Here is a 17,268-nt window from a genome sequence, read left to right as displayed (position 1 = left end):
AGCCGGTGCTCGGCGAGGATGGCGGGGCGTGGTCGTCAGCGCGGTGTGCGAGACTGAGCCCGATGACCACCATGCTACCGACGGTCGATCCGGAGTCACGCAGCCTTGCCGGTGTCCTCCCGGATTGCCTCGCATCCCTGACGGTGGGCGGTGGATCGCTGCCCCGGGCCGACCATGCCGTCGTCGTCCTCGTCGACGGCCTCGGCGCCGCGAACCTCCGCGGGGCGGCCGCCCACGCTCGGTTCCTCGCGCCGCGGCTCGGCCCGCGCTCCACCACGACGTCGGCGTTCCCGTCGACGACCGCGGCCGGGATCGCGACGCTGACCACCGGCTCGTTGCCGGGCCGGCACGGCCTCGTCAGCTACCGAGCACGGGACGTGTCGGGGGACCGGGTCGTAAATCAACTCAGCGGCTGGGACGCCGGCATGGTGCCCGAGACCTGGCAGCGCCTCCCGACCGTGTTCGAGCGAGCGAGAGCCGAGGGCGTCACCACGACGGTGATCGGTCAGGAGCGATACCGCAATTCGGGCTTCACCCGAGCCGTGCTCCGAGGGGCGGAGTACCGGGCCGGACGCTCGATGGCGGACCGCCTCGACGCGGCCCGAGAGATCGTGTCCACGACCGCCGGCCCCACACTCAGCTACGTGTACGTCCCCGAGCTCGATCAGGCGGCGCACGAGTACGGGTGGGAGTCGGGCCGCTGGACGGCGCTCCTCGAGGAGCTCGACGGCGATCTCAAGCGGTGGTCGTCCCGCCTGCCCGCGTCGACCGGCGTGCTCGTCACCGCCGACCACGGGGTGATCGACGTCGCACCCCACCAGCACGTGCTCTTCGACCAGGTCCCCGAGCTCGTGGCCGGCGTCCGCCACATCGGCGGGGAGCCGCGATGCCTCCACCTCTATCTGGACGCCGACGCGGGCCCAGTGGATCGGGAGCGCCTGGCTGAAGCCTGGCGAGCCGAGGAGGGCGGCCGCGCCTGGATCGCGACACGCGAGCAGGCGATCGACCACGGCTGGTACGGCGAGGTCGACCCTGAGGTGCTGCCACGGATCGGCGACGTCATCGTCGCAGCCCGGAAGCGCATCGCGTACTACGATTCACGTCCCGCCGATCAGAGCGCGAGGGGCATGATCGGACAGCACGGATCGCTCACCGACGACGAACGCCGGATACCGCTCCTCGGCCTCGGTCGTTACGAGCCCTGAAGCCCTGAAGCCCTGACCGATCAGACCGGGTCGTCGTCGGACTTCGCACCGAACACGATCTCGTCCCAGGACGGCATCGACGCCCGGCCGCGGCGCGCCTTGGCCCCGGACGGCGTGCCGCCATCGGAGGACTCGGAATCGCCCGCGCGTCGTTGCTGCGCCGCCTCGAACTCACCGGTGTCGAACACCGCCAGCGGCGTCTGCTGATCCGGGACGGCGTGCGGCGCACTGGGGCGCTCGGCAGGTTCGGGTTCGCTGGGAGCGGCCTCCCGCTCGCCACGGCGCTTGCGGAGCGCCTCCAACAGGTCCGCGGTCTGGTTGTGCTGCTCGGGGCTCGACGCCTCACGGTTGATCGCGGCCTGCGTCGCAGCCTTCGAGGACGGTGCACGGCCGAAGCCCGTGTCGGCCGCGAACGGCAACGGCTCGATCGGACGCGTCTCGGCGGGACGGTCGGTCTCGGTCTGCGGCGTCGACACGCGGTCCAGGGAGAACGCGCCGCTGTCGAAGCGTGAGGTGTCGGGGGAGTCGTCGGTGTCGACCGCACGCAAGCGGGGGATCAGCGCGGCCGGCAGGTCGCCCTGACGCGAGAGGGTCGTGGCTTCACTGCCGATGGGCGTGAGGGCGAGCTTCTTCGGCTCGAACGCCCAGCGGGCGTCGTGGTCGACCTGGTCGGCCGTGAAGGACAGCTTGACGATCCAGCCGCCCTCGGGTTCCTTCCAGCTCGTCCACCGTTCGTCGGTCGCGCCGAGCTTCTCGAGTCGAGCCCGGATGACGTTCCCGAAGGTGGCCTCGATGTCGTCGGCCGACGTGTCGGTCGTCGGCAGGACGGCGACGCCGAGGGCGGTGCCGACGATGTGCTCGCGCTCCGCCATCACCGGACCCTCGAACCGCTGCACGTACTCCAGTGAGGCACCGGTGACCGCTGCGACGTCCTCGGCGGAAAGCCCGCTGCGGATGTGCGCCTGCACTTCCCTCGGAGAGATCTTGGTGTTCCCACCGATCGGCGCACCGGCCGGCTTCGCCCGCCGCAGGTGGACGTGGAACGAATCGTCGACGATGAGGCGGTATTCCTCCTCGTTCCGATCTGCAACGATCAGAGCGCCGAGCTCCGCTCCGACTACCTTCAATTCCTGCATGATGAATGCCTCTCAGCGTGCCACGTGATTGACCCACGTTCTCACGGATCACGGGCGTATTCGGGGAATACGCCGGGCGTGCCGTCAGTTGCACGGGAAGGTTCCGCACACCCTCCCGAACACGGTTTGCAATTCATGCGGAACTGATGCAAACTGTGCCCGCCGATTTTGTTCCGACGGCATCGAGAAGTGGATAGGCATGGCAACTGATTACGACGCTCCCCGCAAGACCGACGACGATTCCGAGTCGATCGAGGCCCTGAAGGAGCGCGTTCCAGACAAGCTGTCCGGAGTCGTCGACTCCGAAGACGCTGACAACCCGGGTGACTACAACCTGGGTGGATCCGACCTCTCCGACCTCGACCTCGACGTCGTCGTGCTCCCGCCCCAGGCGGACGAGTTCACCTGCATGGAGTGCTTCCTCGTGAAGCACCGCTCGCAGCTCGACCACGAGGGCAAGTTCGGCCCGATCTGCGCGGAGTGCGCAGCCTGACAGCACCGCCGCGCGAGCGGCACACAGAACCCCTCCGGATCACGATCCGGAGGGGTTCTGTCATTGTGGCTTCGAGCGGTGGCCGCCTCAGGCGTGCGTGCGTGCCGCGGCGATCGCATCCGCCAGGGCCTGCGGCCGACGGGACGACAGCAGCCAGTACGGCGTCGGGTCGGCGGGGTCGACGATCTCCACCTTCACGAGGCTGTGCACCCACCCGCGGATCATGAGCCAGGCGCGTGCATCGAGCTTGGTGCGGAGCTGAGCGGTCGCGTCGGTCCCGGTGTACACCACGACCTCACCGATGAACCCGAGCGGGATCGACGCCTTCCCGACCGACAGGCTCGACTCGGAGACCTGGATCCTCGGCGCCGTCCCGAACGCCAGCGCAAGGCACCCGCCGTACAGCACCACCGCCCCGACGATCCCCGCCGCGAGCGAAACGGGCGCGAGGACGAGCATGGTCGCCGGCACCACGAGGGCGAGGGCGATGATGACCCAGGGGCTGGGCCAGAGGGTTTCACGGTACGGCTGCATGTCTGCCTTGTCTCAGAGAACTGCACTACCCTCGATTCGTGACCGAAAGCGTTGACGTACTCATTATCGCGCCGGATCTGCCCGGCTATGCACACCCCGGCGATGCGGGTGCGGATCTCGTGTCCGCCGAGCACGTCGTGCTCGAACCGGGTGAGCGCGCCCTCGTCGGCACCGGCGTCTCGATCGCCCTGCCCGACGGCCATGCCGCGTTCGTCGTCCCACGAAGCGGTCTCGCAGCGAAACACGGCATCACCGTCGTCAACTCGCCGGGTACGGTCGACGCCGGGTATCGCGGCGAGATCAAGGTCACGCTCCTCAACACCGACCGTCACGCCTCCTTCACCGTCGAGCCGGGCGACCGCATCGCCCAGCTCATCGTGATGCCGGTGTCCCGCGCCAACTTCATCCCGGTGGAGCGATTGCCAGGCAGTGCACGAGGAGCCGGAGGCTTCGGTTCGACCGGCGTCGGCTCGCTCGCCACGACACCGGCCGCCACCGACCCAACCATCAGCACCGACGGTGCCGCGCAGACAGGAACCCTCGCATGAGCGAACTCGAAGACCTCCCAGACCTCGACCTCGACGCGGAGCTGCCCGACGACGCGAAGTCCGCACCCGAGGACCGCGAGACAGCCGGCCCGTTCGACGAGAGCGAGGCGAACCCCGTCCGCCCCTACATCGACCTCGGTGGCGTCAAGGTGCTGCCTCGGGAAGGACTGAACCTCCGCCTCGAGGTGGAGGAGGCGACGAAGCGCGTCGTCGCGGTCGGCCTCGACTACGCCGGTTCCACCCTGCAGGTCCAGCCGTTCGCCGCCCCGCGGTCGACCGGTCTGTGGAACGAGACCCGCTCGCAGATCGCCGAGCAGATCGCCCAGCAGGGCGGCACCGTGACCGAGCGCGAGGGCGAGTTCGGTCCTGAGCTCGTCGCCGAGGTGCCGACCGGTGGTGCAGCAGGCACCGACGCGACCCACCTGGCACGCTTCATCGGCGTCGACGGACCGCGCTGGTTCCTCCGCGGCGTCGTCGCGGGGGAGGGCGCCTCGAAGCCGGACGCCGCCGCACTCGTTGACGACCTCTTCCGCAGCCTCGTCGTCGTCCGGGGCAACTCGCCCATGCCGCCGCGCGACCTCATCCCGCTGCGCATGCCGACGGCCACGAGCGCGTAGTCGATGACGGACGCACGAGAACCGGAGCCCCGCGGAGTCGACCCGGTCGAGCACCGTGACGCGTCGGGTTCCCCTGATGCCATGGGTGATGCGGATCGACAGCGGCTCGGTGAATCGATGTCCGCGGCGTTCGGTGCCGCCGCACGCAAGTCCGGTCTGGGCGCGATGGCCGAGGGCGACGCCCCCACCGGCAAGGCACTGCTGCTCGCCATGGGTGGCGTGCGCGGCATCGGCGAGGCGATCCTGCCCGGACTCCTGTTCCTCGTCGTCTACACGCTGACCCTCGACCTGCTCCCGTCGATCATCGCTCCGGTCGCCCTCGGGGTCCTCTTCTCCGTGGCACGCCTCGTGCAACGGCAGCCGGTCACGCAGGCCGTCGGCGGCCTCCTCGGCATCGCACTCTCAGCGGCTCTGGCTCTGCTGTCCGGGCGCGCTGAGGACTTCTACGTCGTCGGGTTCTGGACCAACGGCGCCTATGCCGTGGCCCTCCTCGTCTCGGTGCTCGTCGGATGGCCCGTCGTCGGACTCGTGGCCGGCTACCTCATGGGCAGCGGCACGAGCTGGCGCTCCCACCCCGGACAACGACGCGCCATGCGGTGGCTGACGCTGGTGTGGGTTGCCATGTTCGCCGCACGACTCCTCGTGCAGCTGCCCCTCTACTTCAGTGGGAACGTCGAACTCCTCGGCACACTCCGGCTCCTCATGGGCCTCCCGCTCTACGCGCCACTGCTCGTCCTCAGCTGGCTCGTCGTCCGCGCCGTGTTCCCGAAGGCGCCGCAGGCATCCACCGAGTGATCCGCCGAGAGCCCGGCCCGACGCGTCAGCGTGTCTCGGGCCGGTCTCTCGTCATGTCGGGAGGACCCGATCCTCGATGCTAGAATTGTCTCGACATCAAGATAGATGAGCGATGCCGAGATGACACGACGCGCCCCAGCCTGTAGTTAGGCAAGCCTTGCTAGCCGCGGAGCACCCGCCAGCAGCAAGATTGGTCGGAACGCACGTGAGTGAGCACTCGCCGCCGCCAACGAAGGAGAAGACGATATGTCCACCGTGAACAGCTTCGGGGCGAAAGACACCCTGACTGTCGGGACGACCGACTACGAGATCTATCGCATCGACACGGTGGAGGGTCACGAGAAGCTGCCGTTCAGCCTCAAGGTGCTCCTCGAGAACCTGCTGCGCACCGAGGACGGTGCCAACATAACCGAGGCGCACATCCGCGCGATCGGCGACTGGGTTCCGACCGCGGACCCCGACACCGAGATCCAGTTCACCCCGGCTCGCGTCGTCATGCAGGACTTCACCGGCGTGCCGTGCATCGTCGACCTCGCCACCATGCGCGAAGCGGTCGAGGCACTCGGCGGCTCCGCCGACAAGATCAACCCGCTCGCCCCGGCCGAGATGGTCATCGACCACTCGGTCATCGCCGACCTCTTCGGCAGCGAGAACGCGCTCGAGCGCAACGTCGAGCTCGAGTACGAGCGGAACGGCGAGCGGTACCAGTTCCTCCGCTGGGGCCAGACGGCGTTCGACGACTTCAAGGTCGTCCCGCCGGGAACCGGCATCGTGCACCAGGTCAACATCGAGTACCTCGCCCGCGTCACCATGACGCGCGAGGTCGGCGGCGTTCTGCGCGCCTACCCCGACACCTGTGTCGGCACCGACTCGCACACGACCATGGTCAACGGCCTGGGCGTGCTCGGCTGGGGCGTCGGCGGTATCGAAGCTGAGGCCGCCATGCTCGGCCAGCCCGTGTCGATGCTCATCCCGAAGGTCGTCGGCTTCAAGCTGAACGGCTCCATCCCGACGGGCGTCACCGCGACGGACGTCGTCCTCACCATCACCCAGATGCTCCGCAAGCACGGCGTCGTCGGCAAGTTCGTCGAGTTCTACGGAGCAGGCGTCGCCGAGGTGCCGCTCGCGAACCGCGCCACCATCGGCAACATGAGCCCCGAGTTCGGCTCGACGGCCGCCATGTTCCCGATCGACGACGTCACGCTCGACTACCTGCGCCTCACCGGTCGCAGCGACGAGCAGATCGCACTGGTCGAGGCTTACGCCAAGACCCAGAAGCTGTGGCACGACGCCGACCAGGAGCCGGTCTTCAGCGAGTACCTCGAGCTCGACCTCGCCACCGTCGTCCCGTCGATCGCCGGCCCGAAGCGTCCCCAGGACCGCATCGAGCTGACGGACGCGAAGGCTCAGTTCGAGCGCGACCTCGTCGACTACGCCACGGTCGAGCACGACATCGTCGACCTCGTCGGCGCCGGTTCCTTCCCCGCCTCCGACCCGGCCGGTACCACGCCGCAGGACGAGGACGAGAACAACCACCACCACCACACGCACCGGAGCCACGCTCCGGCGTCCCTCTCGAAGCCGACCCAGGTCACCCTCGAGGAGAACGGGGTCGACTTCACCCTCGACCACGGTGCCGTCGCGATCGCCGCGATCACCTCGTGCACGAACACCTCGAACCCGTCGGTCATGCTGGCCGCAGGCCTCCTGGCCCGGAACGCCAGCAAGAAGGGCCTGAAGGCGAAGCCGTGGGTCAAGACCACGCTCGCTCCGGGTTCCAAGGTCGTCACCGACTACTACGCGAAAGCCGGTCTCACCGAGTACCTCGAGGACCTCGGCTTCTACACGGTCGGTTACGGCTGCACGACCTGCATCGGCAACTCCGGTCCGCTGCTCGACGAGATCTCGACCGCCGTCCAGGACAACGACCTCGCCGTCACCGCCGTCCTCTCGGGCAACCGCAACTTCGAGGGCCGGATCAACCCGGACGTCAAGATGAACTACCTGGCGAGCCCGCCGCTGGTCATCGCCTACGCCCTCGCGGGGTCGATGAACTTCGACTTCGAGGTCGACGCCCTCGGTGTCGACGCGGACGGCAACGACATCTTCCTGAAGGACATCTGGCCCGACGCGGCAGAGGTCCAGCACACGATCGACACCTCCATCAACAAGGAGATGTTCGACCACGAGTACAGCGGCGTCTTCGACGGGGATGAGCGCTGGCGTTCGCTCCAGACCCCCGAGGGCTCGACCTTCGAGTGGGACGAGGAGTCGACGTACGTGCGGAAGCCCCCGTACTTCGACGGCATGACCATGGAGACGACCCCCGTCTCCGACATCGTCGGAGCCCGCGTCCTCGCGAAGCTCGGCGACTCGGTCACGACCGACCACATCAGCCCGGCCGGCAACATCAAGGCCGACTCGCCCGCAGGCCGGTACCTCGACGAGCATGGCGTCGGTCGGAAGGACTACAACTCCTACGGCTCGCGTCGCGGTAACCACGAGGTCATGATCCGCGGCACGTTCGCGAACATCCGCCTGAAGAACCAGCTGCTCGACGGCGTGGAGGGCGGCTACACCCGCGACTTCACGCAGGCCGACGCACCGCAGTCCTTCATCTACGACGCGTCGCAGAACTACCAGGCCGAGGGCACGCCCCTCGTCATCTTCGGTGGCAAGGAGTACGGCTCCGGTTCCTCCCGCGACTGGGCGGCCAAGGGCACGAGCCTCCTCGGTGTCAAGGCGGTCATCACCGAGAGCTTCGAGCGCATCCACCGCTCGAACCTCATCGGCATGGGCGTCGTCCCGCTGCAGTTCCCGGAAGGCGAGAGCTGGGCCTCGCTCGGACTCGACGGCACGGAGGTCGTGTCGATCGCCGGTCTCGAGGAGCTCAACAGCGGCACCACGCCGAAGACGGTCCGCGTGAGCGCCGTCCCGAGCGAGCACTCGGCTCCCGGCAAGGAGCCGGTCGAGTTCGACGCGGTCGTCCGCATCGACACGCCCGGTGAAGCCGACTACTACCGCAACGGCGGCATCCTGCAGTACGTGCTCCGCAGCCTCGTCTGACGACGAGGTTCTACCACGAGGCCGGTCCCGACAGCAACCGTCGGGGCCGGCCTGCGGCGTTCGCCGCCCACCCCGCCCACGACGCGTACACTCGAAAGACGGGCTCCGAGCGATCGGTCGGCCCACGGTGGAGGGACGACAGCGTGACAGTGCTCGATCAGGTGAACGGACCCCGGGACCTCGACGGCCTCTCCGAGGCGGAACTCGTCGAACTCGCCGGCGACATCCGTGCCTTCCTCATCGCCAACGTCTCCAAGACCGGCGGACACCTCGGTCCGAACCTCGGCGTCGTCGAGCTCACGATCGCGATGCACCGGGTGTTCGACTCCCCGACGGATCCGATGGTGTTCGACACCGGACACCAGTCCTACGTGCACAAGCTGCTGACCGGCCGTCAGGAGTTCTCCGGACTCCGGACCCGCGGCGGTCTCGCCGGCTACCCGCAGCGTTCCGAATCCGAGCACGACATCGTCGAGAGTTCGCACGCCTCGAGCTCGCTCAGCTGGGCGGACGGCATCTCCCGCGCCTTCCAGATGACCGGGCAGGACGAGCGCCATGTGGTGGCGGTCGTCGGCGACGGCGCACTGACGGGTGGCATGACGTGGGAGGCGCTCAACAACATCAGCGACGACAACACCCGCCGGCTCGTCATCATCGTCAACGACAACGGCCGGTCGTACGCGCCGACCATCGGCGGTATGGCGCGGTTCCTGAGTGGTGTGCGGACCCGCCGGAGCTATCGCGACCTGCGCGAGCGCAGCCAGCGGGCCTTCAACCTCCTCGGCGGTCCGGGACGCGCGCTCTATCGGGGCGTCCGCGGAGGTGCCCACGGGTTCCTGTCCCGCCTCACGAACAACGAGGCGCTCTACTCCAACCTCGACATCAAGTACATCGGGCCGGTCGACGGACACGACATCCACGCGATGGAGGAGGCCCTGACCCAGGCGAAGCACTACGGCGCACCGGTGATCGTCCATGCGATCACCGAGAAGGGTCGTGGGTTCCAGCCGGCACGCGACGACGACGCCGATCAGTTCCATGCCGTCGGGGTGATCGATCCCGAGACCGGGGAGCCCGTCGGGGCAGCGTCCCGACCGTCCTGGACGGCCGTGTTCAGCGAGGAGATGCTCGCAGTGGCTGAGGCCGACGACCGCGTCGTGGCCATCACGGCCGCCATGCTGCGACCGGTCGGGCTCCACGCCTTCGCCGAACGCTTCCCCGAGCGGGTGCACGACGTCGGCATCGCCGAGCAGCACGCCTTCACTTCGGCGGCCGGGCTCGCGTTCGGTGGACTGCACCCGGTGGTGGCCGTGTACGCGACGTTCGTGAACCGCGCCTTCGACCAACTGCTCATGGACGTCGCGCTGCACCGCGCGGGGGTCACGATCGTCCTCGACCGCGCCGGCGTGACCGGCCCCGACGGACCGAGCCACCACGGCATCTGGGACCTCGCGATCCTGCAAGTCGTCCCGGGTATCCGGATCGCGGCACCGCGTGATGGCGAGCGGCTGCGCGAGGAACTGCGTGAGGCCGTCTCGATCGACGACGCCCCGACCGTCATCCGGTTCCCGAAGGGCAGCGCCCCCGCCGAGCTCCCGGCCGTCGAGCGTCTGCACGACGGTGTCGACGTCCTCCGGACGACCGAGCAGCCGGACGTCCTCATCGTCGCCGTCGGCCCGATGGCGCCCATCGCGATCGACGTGGCGGACCGACTCGCCCAGCAGGGCATCGGCGCGACCGTCGTCGACCCCCGCTGGGTGGTCCCCGTCGCCGAATCGCTCGTCGAGCTCGCCGCGGCGCATCGGCTCGTGATCACCATCGAGGACGGCATCCGCGTCGGAGGTATCGGCACCCGCATCAGGCAGACCCTCCGCGAGGCCGGCGTCGACACGGCCGTCGACGAGCTCGGCGTGCCGGACGAGTTCATCGACCACGCGTCACGCGAGCAGATCCTCGAGGATGCGGGCCTCACAGCGCAGCAGATCGCCCGCGACGTCGTGGCACAGGTCCTCGGCAGCCGGATCCCCGTCGCCCGCCCACTGCCTGACGACCGCGTCGAGCAGGACACGTCTTCGGAGCGGAGCACGACGAGGCCCCACGGCGCCTGAGCGGGGGCTGTGGCACGCTTGACTTCGAGTGCACTCGAAGTCGTATCGTGTGGACATGACCACTCTCCACGAGGGCTACGCCATCTCCGACGTCGCCGAACGAACCGGACTGAGCGTCCACACGCTCCGGTACTACGAGCGCGCGGGGCTCATGCCACGTCCGATCGGCCGCAGCTCATCGACGCACCGCCGCTACAGCGAGGGCGACGTGTCCTGGGTCGTGTTCCTGACGAGGCTCCGATCGACGGGCATGCCGATCGCAACGCTCCGCGAGTACACGGAGTTGGCTCAGCGCGGTGACGACACCGCCGAGGCGAGGCTCGAGCTGCTGCTGCGGCATCGGATCTCGTTCCTGGCCCGCCTCGAGGAGATGCAGCAGTCGCTGGAGGTCATCGATCGCAAGATCGAACTCTACACAGAACAGGTGGCAACACGATGAAGCACATCACACTCGGCACAGCCGGACCAGACATCGCCCGGATCGGCCTCGGCTGCATGGGGATGTCCGCGTTCTACACCGGTGCCGCCCTCGACGACGCGGCGTCGACCGCGACGATCCACCGCGCCTTGGACCTCGGCGTCACCTTCTTCGACACCGCGGAGATGTACGGCCCCTACCTCAACGAGGAACTGCTCGGAGCTGCACTCGGCTCGCGCCGGGACGAGGTAACCCTCGCGACCAAGTTCGGGACGATCCGCAATTCCAGTGACGGACAGCTCGGCGCTGATGGCAGCGCCGCGAACGTCCGCCTGTCGATCGAGGGATCGCTGCGCCGACTCGGCACCGACGTCGTGGACCTCTACTATCTCCACCGCGTGGATCCGGGCGTGCCCATCGAGGAGACGGTGGGTGCACTCTCGGAGCTCGTCACCGAGGGCAAGATCCGGTACATCGGTCTGTCGGAGGCGGCGCCGGACACGATCCGGCGTGCACACGCCGTGCACCCGATCACCGCGCTGCAGACGGAGTACTCGCTCTGGAGCCGCGACCCCGAGGCGGAGATCCTGCCGACCGTCCGCGAGTTGGGCATCGGCTTCGTCCCCTACTCACCGCTCGGTCGCGGGTTCCTCACCGGCACGATCCGATCGCTCGACGTGCTCGACGAGACCGACTTCCGTCGCGCCAACCCGCGCTTCACGGGGGACAACCTCGCTGCGAACATCGCGATCGTCGAAGAGGTCGACCGGATCGCCGCATCCCTCGAGGCGACACCGGCCCAGGTGGCGCTCGCCTGGTTGCTGGCCCAGGGTGACGACATCGCGCCGATCCCCGGCACGAAGCGGATCCCGTACCTCGAGGAGAACCTCGGCGCCGACGAGCTCTCCCTGTCGACCGACGCGCTCGCTCGACTCGATGCACTCCGTCTCCCGGCCGGCGACCGGTATCCGGACATGAGCACCGTCAACCGCTGACGTCCGACAGCCGCAGCGAGCCTCAACGACGAGAGCGGGGTGCCGTCCACCGATGGTGGAGGACACCCCGCTCTCGCGACACCGCGCGGACTACGCCTGGACGCCCCGGATGGGCGGGTGGTGGAAGGTGTCGCCGAAGGCACGCTCGCTCGCACCCACGCGGTCCAGGTACGGCGTCGCTCCGCCGTCCTGGAACGGCCAACCCGCACCGAGGATGAGCCCGAGGTCGATGTCCTGGGCGGCTGAGACGACGCCCTCGTCCAACATGAGCTTGATCTCCGACGCGAGGCCGTCCTCGACCCGTCGCAGGATCTCGTCCTCGCTGAGCGGGCTGTCGCCCGTGACGAGCACCTTCTGGGCCTGCTTCGTGAAGCCGGTCACCTTGCCGCCCTTGTCCTTCTCGACGACCGAGTCCAGGCCGGCGAGCCGGTGGAGGTTCTCCGACGCGAAGAACCGGTCGGGGAACTTCCCGACCATCGTGTCCTGCACGTGCGCGGCGACCTTCCAACCGACGAGGTCGATGAGCTGGAAGGGCGTCATCGGCAGGCCGATGGGCGCGAAGGCACGTTCGACCGTCAGCAGCGGGGTGCCGGCGTCCAGGGCGTGCGCCGCCTCACCCATGACCTTCGCCAGGAGTCGGTTGACGATGAAGCCGGGAGCGTCGGCGGTGAGGATGGCGCTCTTCTTCAGCTTCGCCGCGGTGGCGAAGGCCGTCGCGAGCGTCTCGTCGTCCGTCTGGGGTGTGCGGACGACCTCGAGCAACGGCATGACGGCGACCGGGTTGAAGAAGTGGAAGCCGACGAGCCGCTCGGGGTGCGCGAGCTTCGCCCCGATCTCCTCGACGGAGAGCGAGGAGGTGTTCGTCGCGAGGACCGCCTGCTCCGAGACGTACTGCTCGACCTCGGCGAACACGCTCTGCTTGACGCCGACCTCTTCGAAGACGGCCTCGATGACCCAGTCGCAGTCCGCGAAGTCGGCCTTGTCCGTGGTGCCGGACAGGAGCGCCTTCAGGCGGTTCGACTCGTCGGGGGAGATGCGCCCCTTCCCACGGAGGGTGTCGATCTCGCCGTGGATCCGGGCGACGCCGGCGTCGACGTGGCCCTGGTCGAGGTCGGTGATGACCACCGGCACCTGGAGTCGCCGGAGGAAGAGCAGCGCGAACTGGCTCGCCATGAGCCCGGCACCGATGATGCCGACCTTCGTGACACGCCGGGCGAGCTGCTTGTCGGGCGCTCCTGCCGGGCGCTTGGCGCGCTTCTGCACGAGGTCGAACGCGTACATGCTCGCCTGGAACTGGTCGCCGACGATGAGCTCGGACAGCGCCCGGTCCTCTCGCTCGAACCCCTGTGCCTTCGTGCCGCTGCGGGCGGCCTCGAGCAGGTCGAGGGCCGCGTAGGGCGACTTCGCGACCGTGCCGATCTTACTCTCGAGCATCTTGCGGGCGGTGCTGATGGCGAGCGGCCACTTGATCGTCCGCTCCACCTTGCCCGGCACGTTCTTGCGCTGCACGGTCACCGTGCCACCGAGCACCCCGTCGGCCCACCGCAAGGAGTCCTCGAGGAAGTTGGCGGACGGGAACATGACGTCCGCGATGCCGTAGGCGAGCGCGTCCTGCGCCTTGAGCATCCGGTTGTTCTTGAGCGGGTTCGAGATGACGACGTTGAGTGCGTTCTCGATGCCGATCAGGTTCGGGAGCAGGTAGGCGCCGCCCCAGCCCGGGATGAGTCCGAGGAACACCTCGGGGAGCGCGATCGCGGGCGCCGAGGCGTCGACGGTCCGGTAGTTCGCATTGAGGCCGATCTCGAGTCCGCCACCGAGCGCGAGTCCGTTGATGAAGACGAAGGTCGGTACGCCGAGGTCCTCGAGCTTGCCGAAGACGTGGTGGCCGAGCTGCGCGAGCTTGGTCGCGACCTCACGGGACGGGATGTCGCCGACCTTGCTCAGATCGGCGCCGGCCGCCAGGATGAACGGCTTGCCCGTGATGGCGACGCCGTCGATCTCGCCGGATGCGGCACGGGTCCGTTGCGCCTCGAGGACGCCGTCGAGCTCGAGCAGCGTGACCGGGCCGAGCGTGTTCGGCCTCGTGTGGTCGCGTCCGTTATCGAGGGTGATGAGCGCGATCGTGCGTCCGCTCGCCACGGTGACGTCCTTCACGAAGGAGCGCGTCACGACCTCGTCGTCGCCGCTGATCGCGACGAGCTCCGAGAAGTCGATGGTCGTGTAGTCGGTCATCTACTTGCGTCCCTTCTTGCCGGTGAAGTACGGGTTCTCCCAGATCACGGTGCCGCCCTGGCCGAGGCCGACACACATCGCCGTGAGGCCGTAGCGCACTTCGGGGTGCTCGGCGAACTGCGCCGCGAGCTGGATCATGAGGCGGACGCCGGATGCCGCGAGCGGGTGCCCGACCGCGATCGCGCCACCCCACGGGTTCACCCGCGGGTCCTCGTCGTCGATGCCGAAGTGGTCGAGGAAGGAGAGCACCTGGACGGCGAACGCCTCGTTCAGTTCGAACAGACCGATGTCCTCGATCGACAGACCGGCCTTCCGCAGCGCCTTCTCCGTGGACGGCACGGGACCGATGCCCATGATCTCGGGCTCGACGCCCGCGAACGCGAAGCTGACGAGGCGCATCTTCGGCGTGAGGCCGAGTTCCTTCGCCGTCGAGGCACTGGCGAGCAGACTCACCGTGGCGCCGTCGGTCAGCGGCGAGGCGTTGCCTGCGGTGACACGGCCGTGGGGCCGGAACGGCGTCTTCAGTCCGGCGAGCCCCTCCATCGTGGTCTCGGGACGGAGCCCTTCGTCGCCGGTGGCGAGTCCCCATCCGCTGTCGCTCCGGAGCGCGACCGGGACGAGGTCGGGCTGGATCCGTCCGGCTTCGTAGGCGGCCGCGACCTTCTGCTGACTACGCATGCCGAAGCGGTCGGAGCGTTCCTTCGTGAGCTGCGGGAACCGGTCGTGGATGCGCTCGGCCGTCTTGCCCATGTTCAGCGCGTCCTCACTGACGAGGCGCTCGGCGAGGAACCGCGGGTTCGGGTCGGCGTCCAGCCCCATGGGGTGACGCCCCATGTGCTCGACGCCACCGGCGAGGACGAGGTCGTAGGCACCGAATGCGATGCCGCTGCCGAGCGTCGTGACCGCGGTCATCGCTCCGGCGCACATGCGGTCGATCGCGAATCCGGGGACGGACTTCGGGAGGCCGGCGAGCAGCGCGGCGGTGCGGCCGAGCGTGAGCCCCTGGTCGCCCTGCTGGGTCGTCGCCGCGATGGCGACCTCGTCGATGCGGTCGAGCGGCAGCCCGGGATGACGTTCGAGCAGTCCGATGATCGCCTTGACGATCAGGTCGTCAGCCCGGGTGTTCCAATACATGCCCTTTTCGCCGGCTCGTCCGAACGGTGTCCGGACTCCATCAACGAATACGACGTCGGCTTGTTCGGCCACGTTGCCTCCTCATTCTCGGGGTACGCCCCGATCCTAGGCGGCAGACACGGGTGGACACCCGGGTGCAGCGCTTCCTACGAAGCGTCCGGGTCAGGCTCCACCGGGGATTGGGCCGACTCGACAAAGGCGTCGGTGATCGCCCGGGCGGTCGCGTCGATCTGCCAGGGGCGTGCCTCGTGCTCGGCGAGTGCCGCGGCGACCGTCTCGACGGTGAGTGGTTCGGGCGGCGTCCAGGCCAGTCGGCGCAGCGTCTCCGGCGTGAGCAGGTTCTCGACCGGCATCGTCAGGAACTCCGCCGTCGCGAGGATCTTCGTCCGTGCCGCGGTGTACCTGGCGTGCGCGTCCGGATTCTTGTCGGACCAGCTGCGCGGGGGTGGCAGCGTGTCGCTCGCTGGTCGGGCACCGGGGAGGTCCTCGGTGGTCTGGCCGGTGTGGATCGCGTTCCACCAGAGGTCGAGTTCGGTGCGGCTCGCGCGCCCACGGAAGTCCGAGAGCGCTGCGAGGTCGCGCTTCGAGCTGGGGTTGGCCTTCGCGGCCGCGGTGATCGAGGCGTCGGGGATGAGCCGCCCGGGGGCGGTGTCGCGGCGCTGCGCGAGTTCGTCACGCGCGACCCAGAGCTCGCGAGCGACGGCGAGGTTGCGTTGTCCGCGCACGGCGTGGAGTCCGGAGAGGCGGCGCCAGGGCTCGGCGCGGGGTGCCTTCGCCTCCCGGGCCAGCGTCGCCTGGAACTCCTGGCGCGCGATGTCGCTCTTCCCGGCATCCTCGATGCGGGCTGCCAGCTCCTCCGCGGCGTCGACGAGCAGCTCGACGTCGAGCGCCGCGTATTCGAGCCAGGAGGCGGGGAGCGGGCGGGTCGACCAGTCGGCGGCGGAGTGCTCCTTCGCCAGATGGATGCCCAACAGTTCCTCGACCACGGCGCCGAGCCCGACACGCGGCAGCCCGAGCAGACGGGCCCCCAGCTCGGTGTCGAAGAGCTCGCTCGGATCGATGCCCACTTCGCGGAGACAGGCGAGGTCCTGGCTGGCCGCGTGCAGGATCGACCGCTCACCCTGGATCAGGGCACCGAGTTCGGCCATGGAGCCGATGGCGGGCGGGTCGTAGAGGAAGACCCCGGCACCGCGACGGTAGACCTGGATGAGGTAGGCCCGCTGGGAGTACCGGTAGCCCGACGCGCGTTCGGCGTCGAGCGCGAACGGTCCGTGACCCGCGGCGAGCACCTCGAGTGAGGCGAGGTAGGCCTCGCGGGTGTCGGTGACGACCCGTGGTGCGGTGGGCGCGGGCGGGGGGAGGAGCGGTGCTGATTCGGGCGCCGCGTCACTCACGGTGAGCTCGTTTGACGGACAACAGGGAGACCCCTTCGGTGGTCGGAGGCAAGCCGGCGAGCATGCACAGCAGCTCTCCCCATCCTTCCACGTGCGCCGCGACGTCGCTCTCCAGCGGTGTCCAGGACGCTCGGAGCTCGATCTGTGCGCCGTCGCCCTGCCGGGCGAGCTCCCCGAAACCACTCGAGATGATCTTCGTCGCGGTGCCGGACGCCGCCTGGTAGGAGGCGCCACGGGTGTCGAGGGCGTCCACGAGCCAGGACCAGGCGACCTCGGCCAGGAACGGGTCGAGTCCGATCTCGGTCTCCAGGGGCGCCTGGGCGAAGCAGACGACGCGGAAGCGTCCACCCCAGGCGTCAGAGCCGTCCGGGTCGTAGAGGAGGACGAACCGCCCCGTACCGAGGTCGGAGTCGGCATCGTGGCGACTCGGTGAGACGTCGGCCGCGAGGGCGATGGCGAACGGCGCGAGATTGCTCGGCGCGGGGATCTCCGTGACTCTCAGATCGGGCCGGACGGCTGCAGCGCGAACAGCGTCCACCGCTCGGGCGAACTCTTCGGGAACCTTTGCCGTCGTCGGACTCTCTACCACGACT

The 17,268-nt window shown here is 68.9% G+C and carries 15 protein-coding genes; 9 read left to right on the top strand and 6 right to left on the bottom strand.

Annotated elements, in window-relative coordinates:
• Nucleotides 1-62 precede the first annotated feature (62 nt).
• Nucleotides 63-1,205: an alkaline phosphatase family protein gene (locus IFU11_RS01530; protein WP_244631615.1), complete on the top strand. Its 1,143-nt coding sequence runs from the start codon at nucleotides 63-65 to the stop codon at nucleotides 1,203-1,205.
• A gap of 20 nt (nucleotides 1,206-1,225) precedes the next feature.
• Here IFU11_RS01530 and sepH read toward each other — a convergent pair whose 3' ends face one another.
• Complete coding sequence (gene sepH / locus IFU11_RS01525; RefSeq protein WP_137241711.1) at nucleotides 1,226-2,341, bottom strand: septation protein SepH; 1,116 nt, start codon at nucleotides 2,339-2,341, stop codon at nucleotides 1,226-1,228.
• A gap of 199 nt (nucleotides 2,342-2,540) precedes the next feature.
• On the opposite strand from sepH, the gene IFU11_RS01520 reads away from it, so the two are divergent.
• Complete coding sequence (locus tag IFU11_RS01520; RefSeq protein WP_056005937.1) at nucleotides 2,541-2,834, top strand: DUF4193 domain-containing protein; 294 nt, start codon at nucleotides 2,541-2,543, stop codon at nucleotides 2,832-2,834.
• Between the two features lie 87 nt (nucleotides 2,835-2,921).
• Here the strand turns inward: IFU11_RS01520 and IFU11_RS01515 are convergent, their stop codons facing one another.
• Nucleotides 2,922-3,368, bottom strand: a complete 447-nt coding sequence (locus IFU11_RS01515; protein WP_079705884.1) for a DUF3093 domain-containing protein — start codon at nucleotides 3,366-3,368, stop codon at nucleotides 2,922-2,924.
• A gap of 38 nt (nucleotides 3,369-3,406) precedes the next feature.
• Between IFU11_RS01515 and dut the strand changes: the two genes are divergently transcribed.
• The 7 genes from dut to IFU11_RS01480 all read left to right on the top strand — a co-directional run bounded on the left by dut (nucleotide 3,407) and on the right by IFU11_RS01480 (nucleotide 11,915).
• Nucleotides 3,407-3,916 (top strand): dUTP diphosphatase, encoded by a 510-nt coding sequence (gene dut, locus IFU11_RS01510; RefSeq protein WP_192017975.1) that lies wholly within the window; start codon nucleotides 3,407-3,409, stop codon nucleotides 3,914-3,916.
• Entirely contained in the window at nucleotides 3,913-4,533 is a 621-nt protein-coding gene (locus IFU11_RS01505) for a DUF3710 domain-containing protein (protein WP_086473327.1), read from the top strand. Before dut ends, IFU11_RS01505 begins: the two co-directional genes overlap by 4 nt.
• 81 nt (nucleotides 4,534-4,614) lie before the next feature.
• Nucleotides 4,615-5,328: a DUF3159 domain-containing protein gene (locus tag IFU11_RS01500; protein WP_192017974.1), complete on the top strand. Its 714-nt coding sequence runs from the start codon at nucleotides 4,615-4,617 to the stop codon at nucleotides 5,326-5,328.
• Between the two features lie 246 nt (nucleotides 5,329-5,574).
• Nucleotides 5,575-8,394 carry an aconitate hydratase gene (locus tag IFU11_RS01495; protein WP_192017973.1) on the top strand — a complete coding sequence of 940 codons (2,820 nt, stop codon included), beginning with the start codon at nucleotides 5,575-5,577 and terminating at the stop codon, nucleotides 8,392-8,394.
• A 143-nt stretch (nucleotides 8,395-8,537) separates the two neighbouring features.
• Nucleotides 8,538-10,502 carry a 1-deoxy-D-xylulose-5-phosphate synthase gene (gene dxs / locus IFU11_RS01490; protein WP_191941080.1) on the top strand — a complete coding sequence of 655 codons (1,965 nt, stop codon included), beginning with the start codon at nucleotides 8,538-8,540 and terminating at the stop codon, nucleotides 10,500-10,502.
• 55 nt (nucleotides 10,503-10,557) lie between these two features.
• On the top strand, nucleotides 10,558-10,941 hold the full coding sequence (locus tag IFU11_RS01485) for a MerR family transcriptional regulator (protein ID WP_056011194.1): 384 nt from the start codon (nucleotides 10,558-10,560) through the stop codon (nucleotides 10,939-10,941).
• On the top strand, nucleotides 10,938-11,915 hold the full coding sequence (locus IFU11_RS01480; RefSeq protein WP_192017972.1) for an aldo/keto reductase: 978 nt from the start codon (nucleotides 10,938-10,940) through the stop codon (nucleotides 11,913-11,915). The genes IFU11_RS01485 and IFU11_RS01480 overlap by 4 nt, the downstream gene beginning before the upstream one ends.
• Nucleotides 11,916-12,005: 90 nt before the next feature.
• Here the strand turns inward: IFU11_RS01480 and IFU11_RS01475 are convergent, their stop codons facing one another.
• The 4 genes from IFU11_RS01475 to IFU11_RS01460 form a co-directional block, all read right to left on the bottom strand.
• Nucleotides 12,006-14,147: a 3-hydroxyacyl-CoA dehydrogenase NAD-binding domain-containing protein gene (locus IFU11_RS01475; RefSeq protein ID WP_086473323.1), complete on the bottom strand. Its 2,142-nt coding sequence runs from the start codon at nucleotides 14,145-14,147 to the stop codon at nucleotides 12,006-12,008.
• Nucleotides 14,148-15,353 (bottom strand): thiolase family protein, encoded by a 1,206-nt coding sequence (locus tag IFU11_RS01470; protein WP_192017971.1) that lies wholly within the window; start codon nucleotides 15,351-15,353, stop codon nucleotides 14,148-14,150.
• Between the two features lie 74 nt (nucleotides 15,354-15,427).
• Nucleotides 15,428-16,675, bottom strand: coding sequence for an HRDC domain-containing protein (locus IFU11_RS01465; protein WP_192017970.1), 1,248 nt, complete (start codon nucleotides 16,673-16,675; stop codon nucleotides 15,428-15,430).
• The gene (locus tag IFU11_RS01460) at nucleotides 16,668-17,264 is read right to left on the bottom strand and encodes a DUF3000 domain-containing protein (RefSeq protein ID WP_079002473.1); all 597 of its coding nucleotides are present in this window, start codon (nucleotides 17,262-17,264) and stop codon (nucleotides 16,668-16,670) included. Before IFU11_RS01460 ends, IFU11_RS01465 begins: the two co-directional genes overlap by 8 nt.
• Between the last annotated feature and the right edge of the window lie 4 nt (nucleotides 17,265-17,268).

The organism is Plantibacter sp. CFBP 8804 (assembly GCF_014841225.1).
Lineage (GTDB): Bacteria > Actinomycetota > Actinomycetes > Actinomycetales > Microbacteriaceae > Plantibacter > Plantibacter auratus.
The sequence above is the reverse complement of the archived record's forward strand: the minus strand, read 5'-3'. Positions and strand labels throughout refer to the sequence as shown.